Source organism: uncultured Dechloromonas sp., assembly GCF_945957265.1.
Lineage (GTDB): Bacteria > Pseudomonadota > Gammaproteobacteria > Burkholderiales > Rhodocyclaceae > Azonexus.
The window spans coordinates 15,743-34,141 of the sequence record NZ_CAMFKO010000003.1 but is presented as its reverse complement, the minus strand read 5'-3'; the positions used below and the strand labels follow the sequence as shown (position 1 = coordinate 34,141).

17 protein-coding genes are annotated in these 18,399 nt (G+C 63.8%); 7 read left to right on the top strand and 10 right to left on the bottom strand.

Going from position 1 to position 18,399, the window contains the following annotated elements:
• Positions 1–123 precede the first annotated feature (123 nt).
• The 5 genes from Q0P59_RS02700 (at position 124) to Q0P59_RS02680 (ending at position 6,640) form a co-directional block, all read left to right on the top strand.
• Positions 124–603, top strand: a complete 480-nt coding sequence (locus Q0P59_RS02700) for a VF530 family DNA-binding protein (RefSeq protein ID WP_295003266.1) — start codon at positions 124–126, stop codon at positions 601–603.
• A 107-nt stretch (positions 604–710) separates the two neighbouring features.
• A complete protein-coding gene (hrpA, locus tag Q0P59_RS02695) occupies positions 711–4,670 on the top strand; it encodes an ATP-dependent RNA helicase HrpA (RefSeq protein WP_295003264.1) in 3,960 nt (1,319 codons plus the stop codon).
• The gene (locus Q0P59_RS02690) at positions 4,663–5,397 is read left to right on the top strand and encodes an EI24 domain-containing protein (RefSeq protein WP_295003262.1); all 735 of its coding nucleotides are present in this window, start codon (positions 4,663–4,665) and stop codon (positions 5,395–5,397) included. Before hrpA ends, Q0P59_RS02690 begins: the two co-directional genes overlap by 8 nt.
• Positions 5,394–6,158, top strand: coding sequence for a molybdopterin-binding protein (locus Q0P59_RS02685; protein WP_295003260.1), 765 nt, complete (start codon positions 5,394–5,396; stop codon positions 6,156–6,158). The genes Q0P59_RS02690 and Q0P59_RS02685 overlap by 4 nt, the downstream gene beginning before the upstream one ends.
• Positions 6,155–6,640, top strand: a complete 486-nt coding sequence (locus Q0P59_RS02680; protein WP_295003258.1) for a YbaK/EbsC family protein — start codon at positions 6,155–6,157, stop codon at positions 6,638–6,640. The genes Q0P59_RS02685 and Q0P59_RS02680 overlap by 4 nt, the downstream gene beginning before the upstream one ends.
• Positions 6,641–6,725: 85 nt before the next feature.
• On the opposite strand, the gene Q0P59_RS02675 is transcribed toward Q0P59_RS02680, so the two are convergent.
• From Q0P59_RS02675 to Q0P59_RS02650, 6 genes are all read right to left on the bottom strand, one after another.
• Positions 6,726–7,298: a phasin family protein gene (locus tag Q0P59_RS02675; protein ID WP_295003256.1), complete on the bottom strand. Its 573-nt coding sequence runs from the start codon at positions 7,296–7,298 to the stop codon at positions 6,726–6,728.
• A 79-nt stretch (positions 7,299–7,377) separates the two neighbouring features.
• Positions 7,378–7,932 (bottom strand): phasin family protein, encoded by a 555-nt coding sequence (locus tag Q0P59_RS02670; RefSeq protein WP_150427293.1) that lies wholly within the window; start codon positions 7,930–7,932, stop codon positions 7,378–7,380.
• A gap of 228 nt (positions 7,933–8,160) precedes the next feature.
• Positions 8,161–8,763: a lipopolysaccharide transport periplasmic protein LptA gene (lptA, locus tag Q0P59_RS02665; protein WP_295003253.1), complete on the bottom strand. Its 603-nt coding sequence runs from the start codon at positions 8,761–8,763 to the stop codon at positions 8,161–8,163.
• A complete protein-coding gene (gene lptC, locus Q0P59_RS02660; protein ID WP_295003251.1) occupies positions 8,760–9,341 on the bottom strand; it encodes an LPS export ABC transporter periplasmic protein LptC in 582 nt (193 codons plus the stop codon). The genes lptA and lptC overlap by 4 nt, the downstream gene beginning before the upstream one ends.
• Positions 9,341–9,865: an HAD family hydrolase gene (locus tag Q0P59_RS02655; RefSeq protein WP_295003249.1), complete on the bottom strand. Its 525-nt coding sequence runs from the start codon at positions 9,863–9,865 to the stop codon at positions 9,341–9,343. Before Q0P59_RS02655 ends, lptC begins: the two co-directional genes overlap by 1 nt.
• A complete protein-coding gene (locus tag Q0P59_RS02650) occupies positions 9,865–10,863 on the bottom strand; it encodes a KpsF/GutQ family sugar-phosphate isomerase (RefSeq protein ID WP_295003247.1) in 999 nt (332 codons plus the stop codon). Before Q0P59_RS02650 ends, Q0P59_RS02655 begins: the two co-directional genes overlap by 1 nt.
• A gap of 53 nt (positions 10,864–10,916) precedes the next feature.
• Between Q0P59_RS02650 and Q0P59_RS02645 the strand changes: the two genes are divergently transcribed.
• The gene (locus Q0P59_RS02645) at positions 10,917–12,875 is read left to right on the top strand and encodes a monovalent cation:proton antiporter family protein (protein ID WP_295003245.1); all 1,959 of its coding nucleotides are present in this window, start codon (positions 10,917–10,919) and stop codon (positions 12,873–12,875) included.
• Positions 12,876–12,919: 44 nt separating this feature from the next.
• Here the strand turns inward: Q0P59_RS02645 and Q0P59_RS02640 are convergent, their stop codons facing one another.
• The gene (locus Q0P59_RS02640) at positions 12,920–13,576 is read right to left on the bottom strand and encodes a prepilin-type N-terminal cleavage/methylation domain-containing protein (RefSeq protein ID WP_295003244.1); all 657 of its coding nucleotides are present in this window, start codon (positions 13,574–13,576) and stop codon (positions 12,920–12,922) included.
• Positions 13,577–13,782: 206 nt separating this feature from the next.
• Between Q0P59_RS02640 and Q0P59_RS02635 the strand changes: the two genes are divergently transcribed.
• Positions 13,783–15,396 carry a hypothetical protein gene (locus Q0P59_RS02635; protein WP_295003242.1) on the top strand — a complete coding sequence of 538 codons (1,614 nt, stop codon included), beginning with the start codon at positions 13,783–13,785 and terminating at the stop codon, positions 15,394–15,396.
• Here Q0P59_RS02635 and Q0P59_RS02630 read toward each other — a convergent pair.
• The 3 genes from Q0P59_RS02630 to Q0P59_RS02620 form a co-directional block, all read right to left on the bottom strand.
• Positions 15,365–16,663: an adenylate/guanylate cyclase domain-containing protein gene (locus Q0P59_RS02630; protein WP_295003240.1), complete on the bottom strand. Its 1,299-nt coding sequence runs from the start codon at positions 16,661–16,663 to the stop codon at positions 15,365–15,367. The genes Q0P59_RS02635 and Q0P59_RS02630 overlap by 32 nt on opposite strands.
• 89 nt (positions 16,664–16,752) lie before the next feature.
• A complete protein-coding gene (locus tag Q0P59_RS02625; protein WP_295003238.1) occupies positions 16,753–17,478 on the bottom strand; it encodes a prepilin-type N-terminal cleavage/methylation domain-containing protein in 726 nt (241 codons plus the stop codon).
• Positions 17,475–18,395, bottom strand: a complete 921-nt coding sequence (locus tag Q0P59_RS02620) for a hypothetical protein (protein WP_295003236.1) — start codon at positions 18,393–18,395, stop codon at positions 17,475–17,477. Before Q0P59_RS02620 ends, Q0P59_RS02625 begins: the two co-directional genes overlap by 4 nt.
• Positions 18,396–18,399: the final 4 nt, after the last annotated feature.

Below are 18,399 nucleotides of genomic sequence, written 5' to 3'. Positions count from 1 at the left end.
AAGCAACAAAAACAGGTAGCATGCCGCCCCTTATCTGGCAGACTCGGGGAAGGGCGCGGTGGCCGTTTCGTTTTTTCCGCGCCTGACGCATTGAACGACTACGCACTCGCCTGGAAGAAAAACATGACCGACGATCTCGACTACCAAAACAATCCGCTGCACGGCGTCAGCCTGAAACAACTGGTGACCGAGATCGCCCAGCACTATGGGTTCAAGATTCTCTACGCCTACCTGAACATCAATTGCTTCGCGAACAACCCGAGCGTCGAGTCCGCCGTGAAGTTCCTGAAAAAAACCGATTGGGCGCGGGAGAAGGTCGAGGCCTTTTATCTGTACCAGTTCAAGAGCCTGCCGCGGGCGTCGAACGAGCAATTCGAGCTGCCGCCGCGCGACCGCATCGTGCCGGCGGACCAGAAGCCGGGGCTGCCCGCCGAGTTGAGCCTGGAGGATGGCGAGCGGCTGCGCGAGAAGCGCGCCCAAAAGGCGGCCTTGTACGACCGTGCTGCGGCGGCTCCGCGCGCCGGCGCGGGAAGGCGTGCCTCGAATACGGCAGGGGCTCCCGCTGCGGACCCGGCGGACCCGTGGGCCAAATGGAGAAAGTAGAAGCCTCGGCCTTCCTGGCGGCTGCGTTGCCGAAGGGGGCGCGGCGCCGGTAGCGGCCGGGGCTTGAGCGCCGGTTTTGGGCGGCCGGGCGAATATAATGCGGCCCCATGGCTACTCCCTCCCGCAAGCGCCTCGCGCATGATGACCTTTCCCCAGCTTTCCTGACGGCCGACGCCAAGCGCCTGCTGGCGATCCGGCGCGAGTTGTCGCGTGCCGCCGGGGACAGGCGGCAGAAGTTGCAGGGCGATCTGGCGGCCTTGCTGGGGGCATCGCAGGCGGCCGTCGACGCGCGTCGGGCGCGGCTGCCGAAGCCGGAATTCCAGGCCGACCTGCCGGTCAACGAGCGTCGGGCCGACATCGCCGAACTGATCGCCCATAACCAGGTCGTCATCGTCTGCGGCGAAACCGGTTCGGGCAAGACGACGCAGTTGCCGAAAATCTGCCTCGACCTCGGCATCGGCGCCCGCGGCCTGGTCGGCCACACCCAGCCGCGCCGGCTGGCCGCCCGCTCGGTGGCGACGCGCCTGGCGCAGGAACTGAAGACCCAGGTCGGCGCCGGGGTCGGCGTCAAGATCCGCTTCCACGACAAGTCCACGCCGGAAAGCTGGGTCAAGCTGATGACCGACGGCATCCTGCTCGCCGAGTCGCAGTCCGATCCCTACCTCAACGCCTACGAGGCGATCATCATCGACGAGGCGCACGAGCGCAGCCTGAACATCGACTTCCTGCTCGGCTACCTGAAGCAGTTGCTGCCCAAGCGGCCCGACCTGAAGCTGATCATCACCTCGGCGACCATCGACGCCGAGCGCTTCTCGCAGCATTTCGCGGTCAACGAAAAACCGGCGCCGGTGATCGAGGTCTCCGGCCGGCTCTACCCGGTCGAGGTGCGCTACCGGCCGGTGGCGGATATCGACAAGAAGGACGACGAGCGCGACCTCTACGACGCCATCGTGGACGCCGCCGACGAGCTGTCACGGCTGGGCAGCGGCGACATCCTGGTCTTCCTGCCCGGCGAGCGGGAAATCCGCGAGGCGGCGGAGGCCTTGCGCAAGCACGCGCTGGCCCGGCCGGGGCTGTCGTCGGCGCACGCGCCGGAAATCCTGCCGCTGTTCTCGCGTCTGTCGGCCGGCGACCAGGACCGCATCTTCAAGCCTTCCGGCGGCCAGCGGCGCATCGTGCTGGCCACCAACGTCGCCGAGACCTCGCTGACCGTGCCCGGTATCCGCTACGTCATCGACAGCGGTCTGGCCCGGGTCAAGCGCTATTCGTACCGCAACAAGGTCGAGCAGCTGCAGGTCGAGCCGATTTCGCAGGCCGCGGCGCGGCAGCGGGCCGGCCGTTGCGGCCGGGTGGCGGCCGGCGTCTGTGTGCGCCTCTACGACGAGGCGGATTTCAACGCCCGCCCGCCGTTCACCGATCCGGAAATCCTGCGCTCCTCGCTGGCCGGCGTCATCCTGCGCATGAAGTCGCTGAAGCTGACCGACGTCGAGACTTTCCCCTTCATCGAGCCGCCGCCGGCCAAGGCGATCAGCGACGGCTACGCGCTGCTGCAGGAACTCGGCGGGCTCGACGACGAGAACCGGCTGACCCGGGTCGGCGAGGCGCTGGCCAGGCTGCCGCTCGACCCGCGCATCGGCCGCATGCTGGTCGCTGCCCGCGACCTCGGCTGCCTCAGCGAAGTGCTGGTCATCGCCGCCGGGTTGTCGACGCAGGACCCGCGCGAACGGCCGCAGGAACGCCAGCAGGCGGCGGACGAGAAGCACAAGCTGTGGATCGACGAGAAGTCGGAATTCCTCGGCTGGGTCAAGTTGTGGGCCTGGTTCAGGAACGCCGTCGATCACAAGAAGACCAACAAGCAGCTGGTCGATAACTGCCATGCCCATTTCCTGTCGTATCTGCGGCTGCGCGAATGGCGCGAGGTGCATGGCCAGTTGCACGCCATGGTCACCGAACTGGGCTGGAAGGAAAACGATATCCCGGGCACCTACGATGCCATCCACCAGGCCTTGTTGACCGGCCTGCTCGGCAACATCGGCTGCAAGTCGGACGAATCCGGCTACTACCTCGGGGCGCGCGGCATCCGCTACCTGATCCACCCGTCGTCGCCGCTGCAGAAGAAGGCCGGCAAGTGGATCATGGCGGCCGAGATCACCGAAACGACGCGCCTGTTCGGCCGCTGCGTCGCCCGCATCGAAGATGGCTGGATCGAGAAAGTGGGCGCTCACCTGATCAAGCGCCAGTACTTCGACCCGCACTGGGAAAAGAAGGCGATGCAGGTCGCTGGCTGGGAGCGCACGACGCTCTACGGCATCGTGATCAACCCCAAGCGGCGCATCCACTACGGCCCGCTGGCGCCGGCCGAGGCGCGCGAGATCTTCATCCGCCAGGGCCTGGTCGGCGAGGAGATCGACGAAAGCTTCGCCAAGCGCTGGCCCTTCTTCCAGCACAACCAGCGGCAAATCCGCGATATCGAAAAGATCGAGCACAAGCAGCGCCGGCAGGACGTGCTGGTCGACGACGAGCTGATCTTCGCCTTCTACGACCACCTGATTCCGGAAGACATCCACAACGGCGCCACCTTCGACCATTGGCGCAAGACGGCCGAGCAGGAGAACCCCAGGCTCTTGTTCCTGGTCAAGGACGACCTGATGCGCCACTCGGCCGCGGGTGTCACCACCGAGGCATTCCCGCATCACCTCAAGGTCGGCGGCGTCGAGTACGCGCTGAGCTACCATTTCGAGCCCGGTTCGCCGCGCGATGGCGTGACGCTGACCTTGCCGCTGGCGCAGCTGAACCAGATTCCGGTGCTGCGCATGGAATGGCTGGTGCCCGGGTTGTTGAAGGAAAAGCTGGTCCAGCTGATCAAGACGCTGCCGCAGAAAATCCGTGCCAAGCTGGTGCCGGTGCCCGAGTTCGTCGAGGAATTCATTGCCGCCACGGCCGGCAACGACAAGAAGATGAACGCCGGGCTGATCCCGCCGCTGATCGACTACATCCTCACGGCGCGCGGCCTCAATGCCCGTGGCTGGGCGGTGACGCCCGACGCCTTCCGCCCCGACGCGCTGCCACCGCATTTCTCGATGAACTACAAGCTGATCGACGAACACGGCCGCCAGCTGGACATGAACCGCAGCCTGGTCGCCCTGCGCGGCGAGTGGGGCAAGGAAGCCAAGGAGGAATTCGCCGAACTGCACGAAACGCCGTCCGAATACACGCAACTGACCGACTGGACTTTCGGCGAGCTGCCGGAACTGATGGAAGTGCCGGTCGGCAAGCAGACGGTGATCGGCTACCCGGCCTTGGTCGACGACGGCGAGACGGTCAGCCTGAAGGTCTTCGATTCGGCCGAGGAAGCGGCCGAATCGCACCGCAGGGGCCTGGCCCGGCTGTTCATGCTGCAGTTCAGGGAGCAGGTGAAGTATTTCGACAAGAACGTGCCGGGCATGAGCCAGATGGGCATGCAGTTCATGGCCCTGGGCACGACCGACGAATTGAAGCGGCAGATCGTCGACCTGACCTTCGCGCGCGCCTGCCTGACCGAACCGCTGCCGACCACGCCGGACGCCTTCAAGGCGCGCTGCGCCGAAGCCAAGGCGCGGCTCGGGCTGATCATGCAGGAGGTTTGCCGCATGGTCGGTACCGTGCTCACCGAGTGGCAAGCGGTGAGCAAGAAGCTGCCGGCCTTCAAGGCGCAGGCCGCGGCGGTGGCCGACATCGAGGCGCAATTGAAGCGCTTGATGGGCAAGCACTTCGTCATCGATACCCCTTTCGAGCGCCTGCAGCACTACCCGCGCTACCTGAAGGCCGTCGGCGTCCGCCTCGACAAGCTGAAGGCCAACCCGGCGCGCGACGCCCAGGCCATGGCCGAATACGGCCCGCTATGGACTAATTACGAACGCCGTGCGATCCAGTTGGCGAAAATGGGTACCGTCGATCCGCAGGTCGAGCAATTCCGCTGGCTGCTGGAGGAATTGCGGGTCGGCTTGTATGCGCAGGAGTTGCGGACGCCGGTTCCGGTTTCCGCCAAGCGCCTGCAGAAACAATGGGAGGGAATCAAGAATGGGTGATGTGATGCTTGCCCTGGCGCGCACCTTCGGCAGCCTGCGCAGCGGCAAGGTATGGCTCTATGTGCTGACGCCGGCCATCGTCTCGCTGCTGCTCGCCATCGGCCTTGCCGTCGGCGCGCTCGGCTGGGCGGTCCAGCAGATGATGGAATTCCCGCCGATGACCCTGCTGGTCGGCTGGGGCCTGGTCTGGCTGGCGCACATCCTTGCCTACCTGGGGGGCTGGATGGCGATCTTCGCCCTGGCCTACCTGTTCGCTTCGCTGCTCGCGGCCATCGTCATCATGCCGCTGATGCTGCGCCACCTGTCGCAAACCGAGTACCGCGACGTGGCGGCGATGGGCCGCGACAGCTTCGTTGCCGCGGCGCTGAACAGCATCGGGGCCTCGCTGGTTTTCATCGTCGCCTGGGTGGCGAGCATTCCGTTGTGGCTGATTCCCGGATTCTCGCTGCTCCTTCCGCTGTTGCTGATGGGCTGGCTGAACCGTCGCACCTTCGCCTATGACGCCCTGTCGATGCACGCCACCGACAGCGAATGGGCGAGCCTGCGGGGCGCGCACCGGACGCCGCTGTTCATGCTCGGCCTGACCATGGCGCTGCTCGCGCACATCCCGCTCGTCGGCCTGTTGGCGCCGGCGCTGGCGGCGCTGTCATTCGTCCATTACGGGCTGGAAGCCCTGCGCCGTTCGCGTGCCGGCGCAGTCGTCAGTGTCGAGGGGAAACGTCTATGAGCCGCAGCTTTGGCGCCGTGATCATCGGCGACGAAATCCTGTCCGGAAAGCGCCAGGACAAGCACTTTGCGAAGATCGCCGAGCTGCTCGGGGCACGCGGCCTGCGCCTGTCCTGGGTCGAGTACCTGGGCGACGACCGGCAGCGCCTGGCGGCGACTTTCCGGCGCACGATGGCGGCCGGCGACGTGGTCTTTTCCTGCGGCGGCATCGGCAACACGCCGGACGACCACACCCGGCAGGCCGTGGCGGCGGCGCTCGGCGTCGGCCTGGAACTGCATGCCGAGGCCTTCGCGGAATTGAAGATCCGCTTCGCCGGCGACGACATCAGCGACCAGCGCAAGCTGCTGGTGACCTTCCCGCAGGGCGTGCGGATGATTCCCAATCCCTTCAACCGCATTGCCGGCTTCATGGCCAACGACCACTACTTCGTGCCCGGCTTCCCGCAGATGGCGCACCCGATGATCGAATGGGCGCTCGACACCTTCCACGGGGAGCTGTTCCAGCCGGTCGCGGAGACGGTCGAGAAAGCCTTCCTGCTCACCGGGCCGGCCGCCTACGAGAGTGCGCTGCTCGACCTGATGGAGCGCATCGTGGCCGCCTACCCGACGCTGCGCCTGTTCTCGCTGCCGTCGCTGGTCGGCAAGGAGCGCAGGCACCTGGAACTCGGCGTCGAAGGGGCGCCGGCGCTGGTCGACCAGGCGATGGCGGAAATCCGGGCCGAAGTCGAACGACGCGGCATCGACTGGGTCTGGCGGCCGTGAAGCCGGCGCAGCACCCGACCGCGCTGCGCACGCAGGGCTTGCTGGCCGATGCCGGTTTGCCGGTGCAGGTGGTCGAATTCGAACAGCCGACGCGGACCAGCGCCGAGGCTGCCGAAGCGGTCGGCTGCGCGGTGGCGGAAATCGCCAAGTCGGTCGTCTTTCGCAACAAGACGGCGGGCGGTGCGGTGGTGGTCGTCGCCAGCGGCGCCAACCGGGTCAGCGAGGCCAAGGTGGCGGCTTGTTTCGGCGTCAAACTGGGGCGGGCCGATGCCGATTTCGTCAGGGAATCGACCGGCTATGCGATCGGCGGCGTGGCGCCACTCGGCCATGCCGGGCCGGTGCGACTGCTGCTCGACCGCGACCTCCTGCAGTTCGCGACAGTCTGGGCGGCGGCGGGAACGCCGTTCTCGGTATTTCCGCTCGCCCCCGCAGCCCTGCAGGCCCTGACCGGGGCCGATTGGGCGGATATCCGCCAGGATTGATCCGGCGGCGGTTCGGTCAATAATTCGGGCAACAAAAAGCCCGCGTCGGGCGCGGGCTTTTCTGGCCAAACGGGTTTGGCGTTTCCTACTTGGCGACCTTCTTGGCGGCGGCAGCGGTGGCGCTCTTCTTGGCCGGAGCGACGGCGGTAACCTGGCTGGCAGCCTGGATGTTGGCTTCGGCGATGTCGGACAGCTGCTTGGCCATCGAGGTCATCTGGTCGAAGGCCTTGGTCGAGGCGCCGAGCATCGACTGCATGGTGGCGGCAAACACGTCGCCACCGACCGGAGCGGAGGCCTTGGCCTTTTCGACGGCGCTTTCGGCATTCTTGGCGAAGCTGCTGTACTGGGCTTCCATGACCGAGGTGATTTCCTTCTGCATTTCGGAAACCAGGTCATAGACGCTGCGCGAGTAGCTGACCAGCTTGTCGACGTTCGGCTGGGCCAGTTCGCTGTTCAGCTTGGCGACGGTGTTGGCATCCTTGGCGCCGAGCAGTTGCTGGGTGTTGGCAACCGTCGAGTTGAAGAACTCGCGGGAAGCGGCCATGTTGAGGGCGGTCAGGCGCTCGACGCCGTTGAAGGCGGTGCGCATCAGGGCCATCATGACTTCGGCGTTGGCTTTCTGGGCGGCGGTCAGTTGTTCGAAATTCGGGTTGCTCATCATCATCTCCAGTTTTTGAATGTGTGCTGCGGATGAAACGACAAACCCCTGCCGAGGCAGGGGTTGAACAGGCAGTTGCTTACTTCTTCTTGGAAGCGGCGGCGGTGGCGCCAACAGCCTTGACGGTGGCGTTGGTGGCGGCGGCGACGTTGGCTTCGGTGATTTCGGCAACTTGCTTGGCAGCCTTGTTCATGTTGTCGAAAGCGGAGTTGGCGGCAGCGATGGCGCTCTTGACGGCGGCGACGGCAACGTCGGAACCGGCCGGAGCGGACTTGGCGGCCTTGTCGAGCAGGCCGGCAACGGTCTTCTGGAAGTCGCCGAACTGGGCTTCGACCATCTTGGACAGCTCTTCCTGGGTCTGGGCGGAGATTTCATAGACGCTGCGCGAGTAGGCGACGGCCTTCTCGACGTTCGGCTGGGCCAGCGAAGCCTGGATGGACAGGGCTTCCTGGACGTCCTTGGCACCCATCAGGGCCTTGGCGCCGGAGACGGAGTCTTCCATCACGGAACGGGCGGTGTTCAGGTTCAGGGCGGCGATGCGCTCGGCGGAAGCCAGGGCGGTGTTGGCCAGGGACAGCAGGGAATCGACGGTGGCCTTGTTGGCGGCAGCGAATTGCTCGGGGGTCGTGAACATGGGTTTATCTCCTAATAAAAGTCATGTCGTACTACGAATTTTCGCAGCGTCGCCAGCGGGCATGTTGCGCTGCAGCATGAACTTAATTATAGGGATGATTGTCGACTTGTCAACAATAATTTTGTGCGGTGCACAAAAGCCGATAAACCGATGTAAATCAGTTGCTTGGGGCTTGTTGCGGAAGGGCGGCGCGGTGCGGTTTTTGCGCGCCCGCGGCGTCGTGACGGCCTACTGCTGCGCCGCGGGCGCGGCGAGGCCGCCGGCGCCCTTGAGCTGCAGGCGTTCGCCGCGGGCGGCGGGGCGTTCCGCTTCCGTTTCCTTGTTCTTCGGCTGGATCACCGCGCGGACGCGCGGCGGTGCGGCGCTCGGGTCGCGGGTCTCGCCGGCCGTGACCAGGTATTTTTCGTTCACGGCGTCGTACCAGATGTAGTCGCCTTTGACCTGGTCCTCGCCGCTCTTGACCCAGGCGCGGTGAAACAGCTCGGCTATCTCGGTATTGGTGTTGTACTCGATGCGTTCGGCTTCGCCTTCGACATATTCGTCCTTGCCTTCGCGTTTCTGGCGGAATCGGGCCAGGGCGTTCTTGCCGGCGAAGGCGGTGCCTTTCTGGAAGCCGTAGCGGTCTTCGGTGATGATCACGCGCTCCGCCTTGAGCACCATGGTGCCCTTGGTGATCACGACATCGCCCTCCAGTATCTGGATTTTCCTGGCGTCGTCGATCGATACCCGGCCGGCTTCGAGCAGCATGGGTTTGTCGCGGTCGGCCTTTTCGGCAAGGGCGGGCAGCGATGCCAGCAGGCAGAGGGAAAGCGTGACAAGGCGAACGGTCATGGCGTTGATCTCGGACGGATGTATTGTCCCTTGACCTGCGATTGCAGAACGAAGGTGGATTTGTTGTTGTCGATCTGGGCGCCGACACCGGTCACCCAGGATTGCCCCTGGGTAATCTCGACGGGGCTGTTGGTGAAGGCGAAGCCGGCTTCGGTCTGGACCGTCAGGTCCGGCATGCGGGCCACCAGTTCCTGCTGTTCGGGCGTTGCGGCGCGGGTGATGCGGACGTCGTCCCACAGGTAGGCCACTTCGCCCTTCGAGGTGACTTTGGCGAATTTCGACGTGACGGTGATCTGCGGTGCGTCCGGGCGATAGCTGACCAGCGTCGGCGACCGCAGTTCGGAGCTGTCGTCATCCGGGTAGTGAACCATATGGGGGCCGGTCAGCCGGTATTTGACCAGGCCGTTCTCGTCGAAGCGGCGAACGACGTAGTTCTCGGCGATCCCGTCCGGGTCGTGGCGAAGCTTGCCGTCGTGCTTGTCGTTGCCGAGGTCGATGGCGCTTTGCAGCCAGAAGGTCAGCCCGGCCAGCACGGACAGGATGATGATCGGGAAGAGTTGGCTCGGCCAGTGTTTCATCAGGCGTCGAGGTAAGGGGCGAAGGCTGCGTCGAGCTTGCCCTGGGCGGCGAGGATGAACTCGATGGCCTCGCGCACGGCGCCCTGGCCGCCGGCTGCTTCGGTAACGGCGTGCACGCGTTCCTTGACGATGGGGCGGGCGTTGGCCGGGGCAATGGTGAACCCGGCATGCGCCATGGCCGGGAGGTCGATCAGGTCGTCACCCATGAAGGCCAGTTCCGACCAGTCGAGGCCGAGTTTTTCGAGCAGCTGGGCGGCGACGTCGCGCTTGTTCCCGACGCCCTGGTAGACGTGGGTGACGCCGAGGTCGGCGGCGCGATGCGAGACGACGCCGGAGTTGCGGCCGGTGATGATGGCGACCTCGATGCCGACGCGCTTGAGGAGCACGATGCCGAGGCCGTCCTGGACGTTGAAGGTCTTGAATTCGTGGCCGTCGTCGGAGTAATGCAGGCCGCCGTCGGTCATCACGCCGTCGATGTCGAAGGCGACGAGCTTGATGCGGGCGGCGCGGGTCTTGGCGTCCATCAGATGACCTTGGCGGTGAAGAGATCGTGCATGTTGAGGGCGCCGATGAGGCGGTTGTCGGCATCGACGACGAGCAGGGCGTTGATGCGCAGGCGTTCCATCATTTCGACGGCTTCGACAGCGAGGCGGTCGGGGCCGATGGTGCGGGGATTGGCGTGCATGACCGTGGCGATGTCGCCCTGCTGCAGGTCGATGCGCTTTTCGAAGGCGCGGCGCAGGTCGCCGTCGGTGAAGATGCCGAGGACGGTGTTGTCCGGCGCGGTAATGGCGACCAGGCCGAGGCCGCCGCGCGACATGGCGATGATGGCGTCGGTGATGGCGATGCCCGGGGCGACGGCGGGGACGCGGTCGTCGGCGCGCATCACGTCGCGGACGTGGGTGAGCAGGCGGCGGCCGAGCGAGCCGCCGGGGTGCGAGCGGGCGAAGTCCTCGGGGCCGAAGCCGCGGGCGTCGAGCAGGGCGACAGCCAGCGCGTCTCCCAGCGCCAGCGCGGCGGTGGTGCTCGCCGTCGGGGCGAGGTTGTGCGGACAGGCTTCCTGTTCGACGCCGGCATCGAGGTGGATGTCGGCTTCGCGGGCCAGCGTCGAGGTCGGCACGCCGGTCATGGCGATGATCCGGGCGCCCTGGCGCTTGAGGGCGGGGAGGATGCTGAGCAGCTCGCCGGATTCGCCCGAGTTGGAGAGGGCGAGCAGCACGTCGTCGCGGGTGATCATGCCGAGGTCGCCGTGGCTGGCTTCGGCCGGATGGACGAAGTAGGCCGGGGTGCCGGTGCTGGCCATGGTGGCCGCGATCTTGCGTGCGATGTGGCCCGATTTGCCCATGCCGCTGACGATCAGGCGCCCGTGGCAGTTGAGGATCAGTTCGACGGCGCGGGAAAAGTCGCCGTCGAGTCGCCCCTGCAGGGCCTCCACGGCGGAGGCTTCGATGCTCAGGGTCTGGCGACCGAGTTCCAGAGCGCGTTCCGGCGAAAAGCGGTGAGCGTTAAGGCTTGGGTTCATGGCTGGGCTGCGGTTAAGATGCGGGAAGTATACCTGAATCGCGAAAACGGCCCTTGAGCGCACTTTCCCTCGTCCTGTTGCTGCTTGGCGCCTCGGTCATGGCCGTGGTCATCTTCCGGCGCTTCAACCTGCCGCCGGTTCTCGGCTACCTGTTCGTCGGCAGCGTGATCGGTCCGCATGCGCTGAACCTGATGAGCGAGATGCATCGCGCCGAGTACCTGGCGGAATTCGGCGTCGTTTTCCTGATGTTCTCGATCGGGCTGGAATTCTCGCTGCCCAAGCTCTATGCGATGAAGCGCATCGTGTTCGGCCTCGGCTTGCTGCAGGTCGTCGTCAGCATGGCCCTGATCGCCGGACTGGTCATGCTGTTCGGCGTCAGCTGGCAGCTGGGCATCGCGCTCGGCGGCGTATTCGCCATGTCGTCCACGGCGGTCATCACCAAGTTGCTGGCCGAGCGCATGCAGCTCGATTCGGCGCACGGCCGAGAAATCATGGGCGTGCTGCTGTTCCAGGACCTGGCGGTGGTTCCGCTGCTGGTCATCATCCCGTCGCTGACCCAGCCGCCGGAAAAGCTGGCGGCCCTGCTCGGCATCGCGCTGCTCAAGGCCGTTGTCGTGCTGGCGGTGATTCTGGTCTTCGGGCAGCGCCTGATGCGCAAGTGGTTCCACTTCGTGGCCCGCGCCAAATCCTCGGAAGTGTTCGTGCTCAACGTCTTGCTGATCACGCTGAGCCTGGCCACCATCACCGAGCTGGCGGGCCTGTCGCTGGCCCTGGGCGCCTTCGTCGCCGGCATGCTGATTTCGGAGACGGAATACAAGCTGCAGGTGGAGGAGGACATCAAGCCCTTCCGCGATGTGCTGATGGGGCTGTTCTTCGTCACCATCGGCGTGAAGCTCGACCTGCATATCCTCGTCGGGCTGTGGTGGCAGGTGCTGCTGGCCGTCCTGGCGCTGCTCGTGATCAAGTCGCTGATCGTCGGCGTGCTGTCGTGGCGGCTCGGCGCTTCGCCCGGCAACGCCATTCGTTCGGCGCTCTGGCTGTGCGCCGGGGGCGAATTCGGTTTCGTGCTGCTCGGCGAAGTGATGCGCCTGCCCCGGGAAATCCAGCAGGTCGCGCTGACCACGCTGGTGCTGTCCATGCTGATCGCGCCGTTCATCGTCCAGTACAGCGAGCGCATCGTCGTCCGCTTCGTGGCCAGCGAATGGCTAATGCGCTCGATGCAGCTGACCCGGATCGCCGCCCAGTCGATGGGCTCCGAAAAGCATGCCATCCTGTGCGGATTCGGACGCAACGGCCAATACCTGGCGCGCTTCCTCGGGCAGGAGGACATCAATTACGTCGCACTGGACCTCGATCCCGATCGGGTGCGCGAGGCCTCGGCGGGTGGCGAGAATGTCGTCTACGGCGACGCGGGACGCAAGGAGGCCTTGATGGCGGCCGGGCTGATGCGGGCCAGCGTGGTCATCGTCACCATCAGCGATACGGCGCTCGCCGAGAAAATACTGCATCACGTGCAGGAGTTGCGCCACGACCTGCCGGTCATCGTGCGCACCGCCGACGAGCGCGACATGGATCGCCTGACCCGGGCGGGGGCGGCCGAGGTCGTTCCGGAGGCGCTGGAGGCCAGCCTCATGCTGGCCTCGCATGCGCTGGTGCTGGTCGGCGTGCCGATCAACCGGGTGCTCAAGCGGATCAGGCAGACCCGTTCGCAGCGCTACAGCCTGCTGCGCGGCTTCTATCGCGGGATCACCGACCGCGACCACGACGAGGAAGACGAGCACCAGCCGCGCATGCACTCGGTGCTGCTCGCCGCCGGGTCCGCCGCTATCGGCCGGACGTTGGACGATCTCGATCTCGACAGCCTGAACTGCGAAGTCAGCGCCATTCGCCGCCGGGGAATCCGCGCGCTCGAACCGGCACCGGAAACGCGCCTCGAGGAAGGGGATGTGGTGGTCGTCCTCGGTCTGCCCGAGGCGGTTACGGCAGCCGAGGAACGCTTGCTGCAGAAATGAAAAAGCCCGCCGAGGCGGGCTGAATACAGGGCGTTTGTTTGCTTTCAGAATCCGGAGCAGACCGTATAAAGCGTCTGGTCGTTGGCTGGCGTCAGCAAGTCGGCATTGGCCTGGGTGGCGGCGCCGTTGGCAATGACGCGGACCGTGCCGGTCTGCGTGTTGCCGTCGTCGAGCATGGTGTCGAGCTGTCGTGCAAAGCGTCCCTGGATGCCGGTCGAGCAGATATAGAAGTTGGCCGGCCAGACGGGGTTGGCTGCTGTCAGGATCGCGTCGCCGGTGATGCCGATGGCGCCACCTTCGGCATTGCGCGGAATGTACTCGGCGTTGCCAACGACCGGTGTTCCTGTCGCCAGGCCGGCCAGGCGAACGTGTTGCCAGAACAGATAGGATTCGTCGGTCTGTGTTACCGAATTCCAGGTGCCGTTGATGCGTGCATTATCCAGGGTGCCCGCAGGCGTGGTGGGTACAGTGCCGTTGGTCACGTGGTTGTTGGCTCGGGCATCGTCGCCAGGCATGGCACGGAAGCGATCCTGGTAGGCATAAACAAACGACGACATCGAGCGGAAGTCATTTGCCAGGTTCTTGACCTTGGCGCTGTTAATCAGTTCCTGCCCCTTGAGGACGCCACCCATCAGCAAGCCGATAATGACCAGTACGATGGCAATTTCGACAAGAGTGAAGCCTTTTTGGTGTTTTTTCATGGCATGCTCCGAATGTGGTTTTCAATTAATGCATGCAATTAATGTGCCTATGACTTTCCGCCTAAAATTGATAATCGTGGCCTGGGTGTGGCGTTAAAGTGTCGAAAAATGGACAGTGTGTCGAAAAGATGAACGCTGGCGTGGGGCGGCAATTGGCGAATCGGCTGGCGAACAGGCCTCATCTGCTGTTGGCGGGGCATCTGTTGATGCTGCATGCACTGGCCTTCGGCGGCTGGCAGGTGCCTGCCGTCCGCCTGTTGTGGCTGGTCGCCCTGGGGCTCTTTCTAATCTGGCAGCCTTTCGTCGATGGCGAGCAACGCATCAGCGGGCGACAGGGTGTCGCGTTGATCGGCGCCGTACTGGCCTCGACCTTGCTGCTCGGTCCCTGGCTGCTGCTGATCTGGTCGGGCGCGCTTGCCGCTTCGATCGGCGGGCGAGTGATGGGGGCGGTGCAGCGGGGCGAGCGCGCAGGCTACCTGCTGGCCTTCGGGTATCTGATCGCGCTGACCATGCTGGGGATCGTGCCGGAGATTTCTCCCGCGGCGCAGGTCGACGCCGGTCTGCGCGACGCGGTTGCCATATTGATGCCGCTGGCCTTGCCCGTCTTGCTGCTTTTCCCGGCACAGCCGCCCCGGCGGAAATCCGGGGAGGCATTCGACCTGTTTTACGGAATACTGGTTTTCCTCGTCCTCGCGGTGCTGGTGCTCGGGGCATTGGCCTACATGCCGATTGGCGGCACGGGCTATATCGAATCCCTGTTCAAGACGTCGATGACCGTGGCCGGTGCCTTGCTGGTGGTGGCCTGGGCATGGAACCCGCGCGGCGGCTTTTCCGGTATCGGATCGGCTATTTCGCACTACCTCCTGTCCTTGGGGATGCCGCTGGAACAATGGCTGGTGCATCTGTCGCAGGAGAGCGAGAGAAACCACGATCCCGAGATGTTCCTGGCCGCGGCGATGCGACGCCTGGCGGGAACGCCCTGGGTCCTTGGCGTTTCCTGGCAGGTCGGCGCCGTGAAGGGATGTGTTGGCGAGGCATCGTCGTTTACGCATGACACGCACGCCGGCGATTTGAAGCTGACGGTATTTTTCCGCCATTTGCCGTCGCCGGCCTTGCACTGGCATCTCGAGTGGCTGTTGCGTCTGGCCATCGAGTTCTATCTGGTCAAGCGCCAGAGCCAGCAGTTGCAACGCATGGGGTATGCGCAGGCCATTTACGAAACCGGGGCGCGGGTGACGCACGATGTGAAGAACCTGCTGCAGTCCTTGCAGGGCTTGTGCTACGCGGCGACGCAGCCAGGCGACCCGGCCGAGGTGGCGAACCTGCTGCGTCGGCAGTTGCCGCAGATTGCCGACCGCCTGAAGTCAACGCTCGACAAGCTGCAATCGCCGCAACTCGAGGACGACGAGCGCCTCGATGCCCGGGCATGGTGGCTGCACTTGCAGGATCGCTATGCCCACGCCGGCATCGAATGGCATGGGGCACCCCATCCGGAAGAGACGTTGCCCCGCGCCTTGTTCGACAGGGTTGCCGAGAATCTGCTGCAGAACGCACTTTCCAAGCGCCAGCGCGAGTCGGGGCTGGCCATTGCCGTGATGTTCGGCGAGGCAGGGCTTTCCGTCTCGGACAACGGGTCGGCTATGCCCCCGGAGGTGGCCGAAGGGGTACTGAGCGCACCGGTGGCTTCGCATGACGGCCTGGGCGTCGGCCTGTATCACGCCGCCCGGCAGGCGGAGGCCTTGGGCTATCGACTGGCGCTGGTGGAAAACCGGCCGGGCTGCGTGCTGTTCAGGCTAAAGCCGGCGCTGCGGGCGTCGTAGCCGATGCCCTGAGCCCATTCAGACGGAAAACCTGGGTATTCCCCTTGCCTTTCAGGTAGAGATCGAGCGGCGCGGCGAATTCGAATTCATCCCTCAAGCGCAGGTGGGTCGTGGTATCCACGTGGATCATGCCCGGTGTGCCTTCGCTGGTGATTCGGCTGGCGAGATTGACCGTATCGCCCCACAGGTCGTAGATGAATTTCTTCTTGCCGACGACGCCGGCAACGACAGGGCCGGTGCCGATACCGATGCGTACCTCGAGGCGCATGTCGTTGACCGTGAAGTCGCGATGCAGCAAGTCGCGCATGGCGATGGCCAGTTCGGCGATGGCACGGGTGTAGTCGCAGGCCTCGTTGTTCAGGCCGCCGGCAACCATGTAGGCGTCGCCGATGGTTTTTATCTTCTCCATGCCGTAGCGTTCGGCCAGTTCGTCGAAGGACGAGAAAATCCGGTTGAGCATGGAAAACACCTGCTGCGGCGTCATTCCTTCGGCCAGGCGGGTGAAGTTGACGATATCCACGAACATCACCGTGACCTCGGAAAACCCGTCGGCGATGGCCTGGCTGTCGTGCTTCAGGCGCTCGGCGATGGGACCGGGCAGGATGTTGAGCAACAGGCGCTCCGAGCGCCCCTGCTCTTCCTGAAGCAGGCGATGGGTTTCCTCCAGGCTGGCTTGCAGCTTGCCTTTTTCGATGATGGCGTAGCGCAGCAGCAGGTAGACGATGCTCGAGATGGCGGCAAAGTTCAGGGCGAAGAAAAAGACACTGGTTTCGGTCGAAATCCGGTGGGCATTGCTGACCGGGCTTCCGGCCAGGTAGTAGTCGAAAAAGCCGGAAAGGGCGGTCAGGAATATATAGGCGATGAACCAGGCGATCGATTCGCGCGGGCCGCAGAACAGGACGGCACCGATCGGCGCCAGCAGTCCCCACAGGCTGGTTCCGCTGGCGGTGATGAAGTTGCCGATGCTCCACTGGACGACAAAAGGGGCGAACAGGAAGAGCGACAGCTGGGTGATGCGGAACCACTCGAAATTGCCGCTGCGCAGGAAGTAGAGCAGGTTGGCGACGAGCAGCAACTGGAAAAGGAACGGCGCTGTGGCCGAGAACTGCGGGCCCATCTGCCCATACAGGAACAACCAGAGCATCGATCCGGTGCAGAAGAGGCCGGTGGCGAAGACCAGCAGCGACTTCTTGAGGCGCATCTCCGCGTCGTCGGTCGGCCGGATGCCGCCGGCACGCAGGGAAATGGAATGGGAGGGGGCGCTCACGACGAGACTGGGCAGTCCGCTATATAACCTTGGGATAACCAGTTTGGCAGTCGGGGTGGCCTAGGTCAATAACTCGGGCGGCCCGGGTATTACGGCAGGCGTCCGGCCACTACCATGCGACTCAATAGGTTAAACAACGGAATCCATGTTAATTCATCATCGAATGTGGCGTTGTGGGTGCGGCTGACAAAACTGGTGTCGTTATTTGCATTCTCCAATTCATCACCGACGCTTCCCGCGATTTGGGAACCATCTGTTCGATAGCCGCCGAGGCCATTTTTTCCGTGAGACACAACGATGGCCGGGAGTACTGTTGCGATATTGACGGTACCATCCGTAACAGAAATATTGCCCAGTGAACATAGTGCAAAACTTGATTGGGTTGGGCCTGGGGCTAATACGCAAGGCGGAGTAGTGTTCAGCGCAATTGCATCGGCGAATTCGGCACGAACTCGATATGTGAAACGTTGGCCCCAGGGGTCAGTTTCCGGCAATCCCAGTGCTACCCAGGGAACAACTCCGCTGACCCGTCCCTCATCAATCAACCCTGCCATCGGATCGCTATTGGCCTTGGTCGGGTCGGCCGGCGGAGGGAGTCTCCCGTTGGCTATCGCGTAGCCCAAAAGGGCTTCCCGAATATCGGCTAACTGACGCCGTACTTCGTTTGTCCGCTGTATGTCTTGTTGGGTACCCAGACTAAGCATCATGCCGCCTGCCAATAGGGCAATAACGATCAGCACAATTGCCATTTCGATCAGCGAAAAACCGGCTGCAGAACGATTCTGGATGGAGAGGGTGTGGATATTCGTGTTCATGGCAGGGTTAGCACCTGTCCGCTTAGAGAGATGGTCCGGGTACTTCGGTCATATGTCACCAGAGGGAACCAACCGTTGTTTTGCAGGCTGTCATACCAAAAATGATAAGGGGGGGATGCGGAATACCAGGTCGGTGAGTTGATGGCAAAAGCCGGATTTTTGTAAGGGAAGCGACCAATGTCTTGCCCGGGGTCTGATAATCCATCATTGTCCACGTCGGCGAATGGGGCGATGCTAGCCGCAGCGATGTAGGCATAGCGGATTTCCCCGAGTATGCGCCTTGATACACCGGAAAATAATGTCGAAGTACTTAATGGCAATACCTTGTCATTGAACTTGTCTCCAGACGAGCCCGAAAAATAGCTGTTGTCACCATCGCTATTGCTGGTTGCTGGGTTCCCATCCTTTTGGTCAAGGTAATCGGTCGGAAGGTTGCTGGGACGATTTTGACCGGGGAGGGCGGCTCCCGGTGCGATGACCAGGGCAGAGATGCCGCTGGCTCCGTCCAGGGTTAATGCTGACGTTGAGTTGGCATTGATTGTCCCGCTGTCCTGAAAGATGGGGGAAAGCACATACCAAAGGCGTTCGCCAGAGCCGTCGCGCAAGTCATCAAGACCAAGCGTGCGCCACGGAAGCCAACCAACGAAGCTGGGGCATGGTGGCAAGCCAGGAGCATTTCCATCGCTGGTTAGGGCTGGGCATGGCATGCTTCCCGGGTGATTTGCATCGCTTATTGCGCGAGACAGCAACGCATCTCTGGCTTGCTGTAGAGCTCTTGCATCAGCGGACTCTCTGACTGAGCTAGAGAACAACCGATTGGCTTGGTTGATCAGATAGAAGCCGGAAGCCAGCATTAGTGCAACCATCATGCCTAAAAGGATGATGCCATGTTGCCGATGATGGCGCCCTTTAGGCATACTT

Excerpts from the sequence above, each read along its gene's own strand:
- Q0P59_RS02700 (WP_295003266.1), top strand. The coding sequence starts at position 124 with ATGACCGACGATCTCGACTACCAAAACAATCCGCTGCACGGCGTCAGC.
- hrpA (WP_295003264.1), top strand. The coding sequence starts at position 711 with ATGGCTACTCCCTCCCGCAAGCGCCTCGCGCATGATGACCTTTCCCCA.
- Q0P59_RS02690 (WP_295003262.1), top strand. The coding sequence starts at position 4,663 with ATGGGTGATGTGATGCTTGCCCTGGCGCGCACCTTCGGCAGCCTGCGC.
- Q0P59_RS02685 (WP_295003260.1), top strand. The coding sequence starts at position 5,394 with ATGAGCCGCAGCTTTGGCGCCGTGATCATCGGCGACGAAATCCTGTCC.
- Q0P59_RS02675 (WP_295003256.1), bottom strand. The coding sequence starts at position 7,298 with ATGAGCAACCCGAATTTCGAACAACTGACCGCCGCCCAGAAAGCCAAC.
- Q0P59_RS02670 (WP_150427293.1), bottom strand. The coding sequence starts at position 7,932 with ATGTTCACGACCCCCGAGCAATTCGCTGCCGCCAACAAGGCCACCGTC.
- lptA (WP_295003253.1), bottom strand. The coding sequence starts at position 8,763 with ATGACCGTTCGCCTTGTCACGCTTTCCCTCTGCCTGCTGGCATCGCTG.
- lptC (WP_295003251.1), bottom strand. The coding sequence starts at position 9,341 with ATGAAACACTGGCCGAGCCAACTCTTCCCGATCATCATCCTGTCCGTG.
- Q0P59_RS02655 (WP_295003249.1), bottom strand. The coding sequence starts at position 9,865 with ATGGACGCCAAGACCCGCGCCGCCCGCATCAAGCTCGTCGCCTTCGAC.
- Q0P59_RS02650 (WP_295003247.1), bottom strand. The coding sequence starts at position 10,863 with ATGAACCCAAGCCTTAACGCTCACCGCTTTTCGCCGGAACGCGCTCTG.
- Q0P59_RS02640 (WP_295003244.1), bottom strand. The coding sequence starts at position 13,576 with ATGAAAAAACACCAAAAAGGCTTCACTCTTGTCGAAATTGCCATCGTA.
- Q0P59_RS02635 (WP_295003242.1), top strand. The coding sequence starts at position 13,783 with ATGCTGCATGCACTGGCCTTCGGCGGCTGGCAGGTGCCTGCCGTCCGC.
- Q0P59_RS02625 (WP_295003238.1), bottom strand. The coding sequence starts at position 17,478 with ATGAACACGAATATCCACACCCTCTCCATCCAGAATCGTTCTGCAGCC.
- Q0P59_RS02620 (WP_295003236.1), bottom strand. The coding sequence starts at position 18,395 with ATGCCTAAAGGGCGCCATCATCGGCAACATGGCATCATCCTTTTAGGC.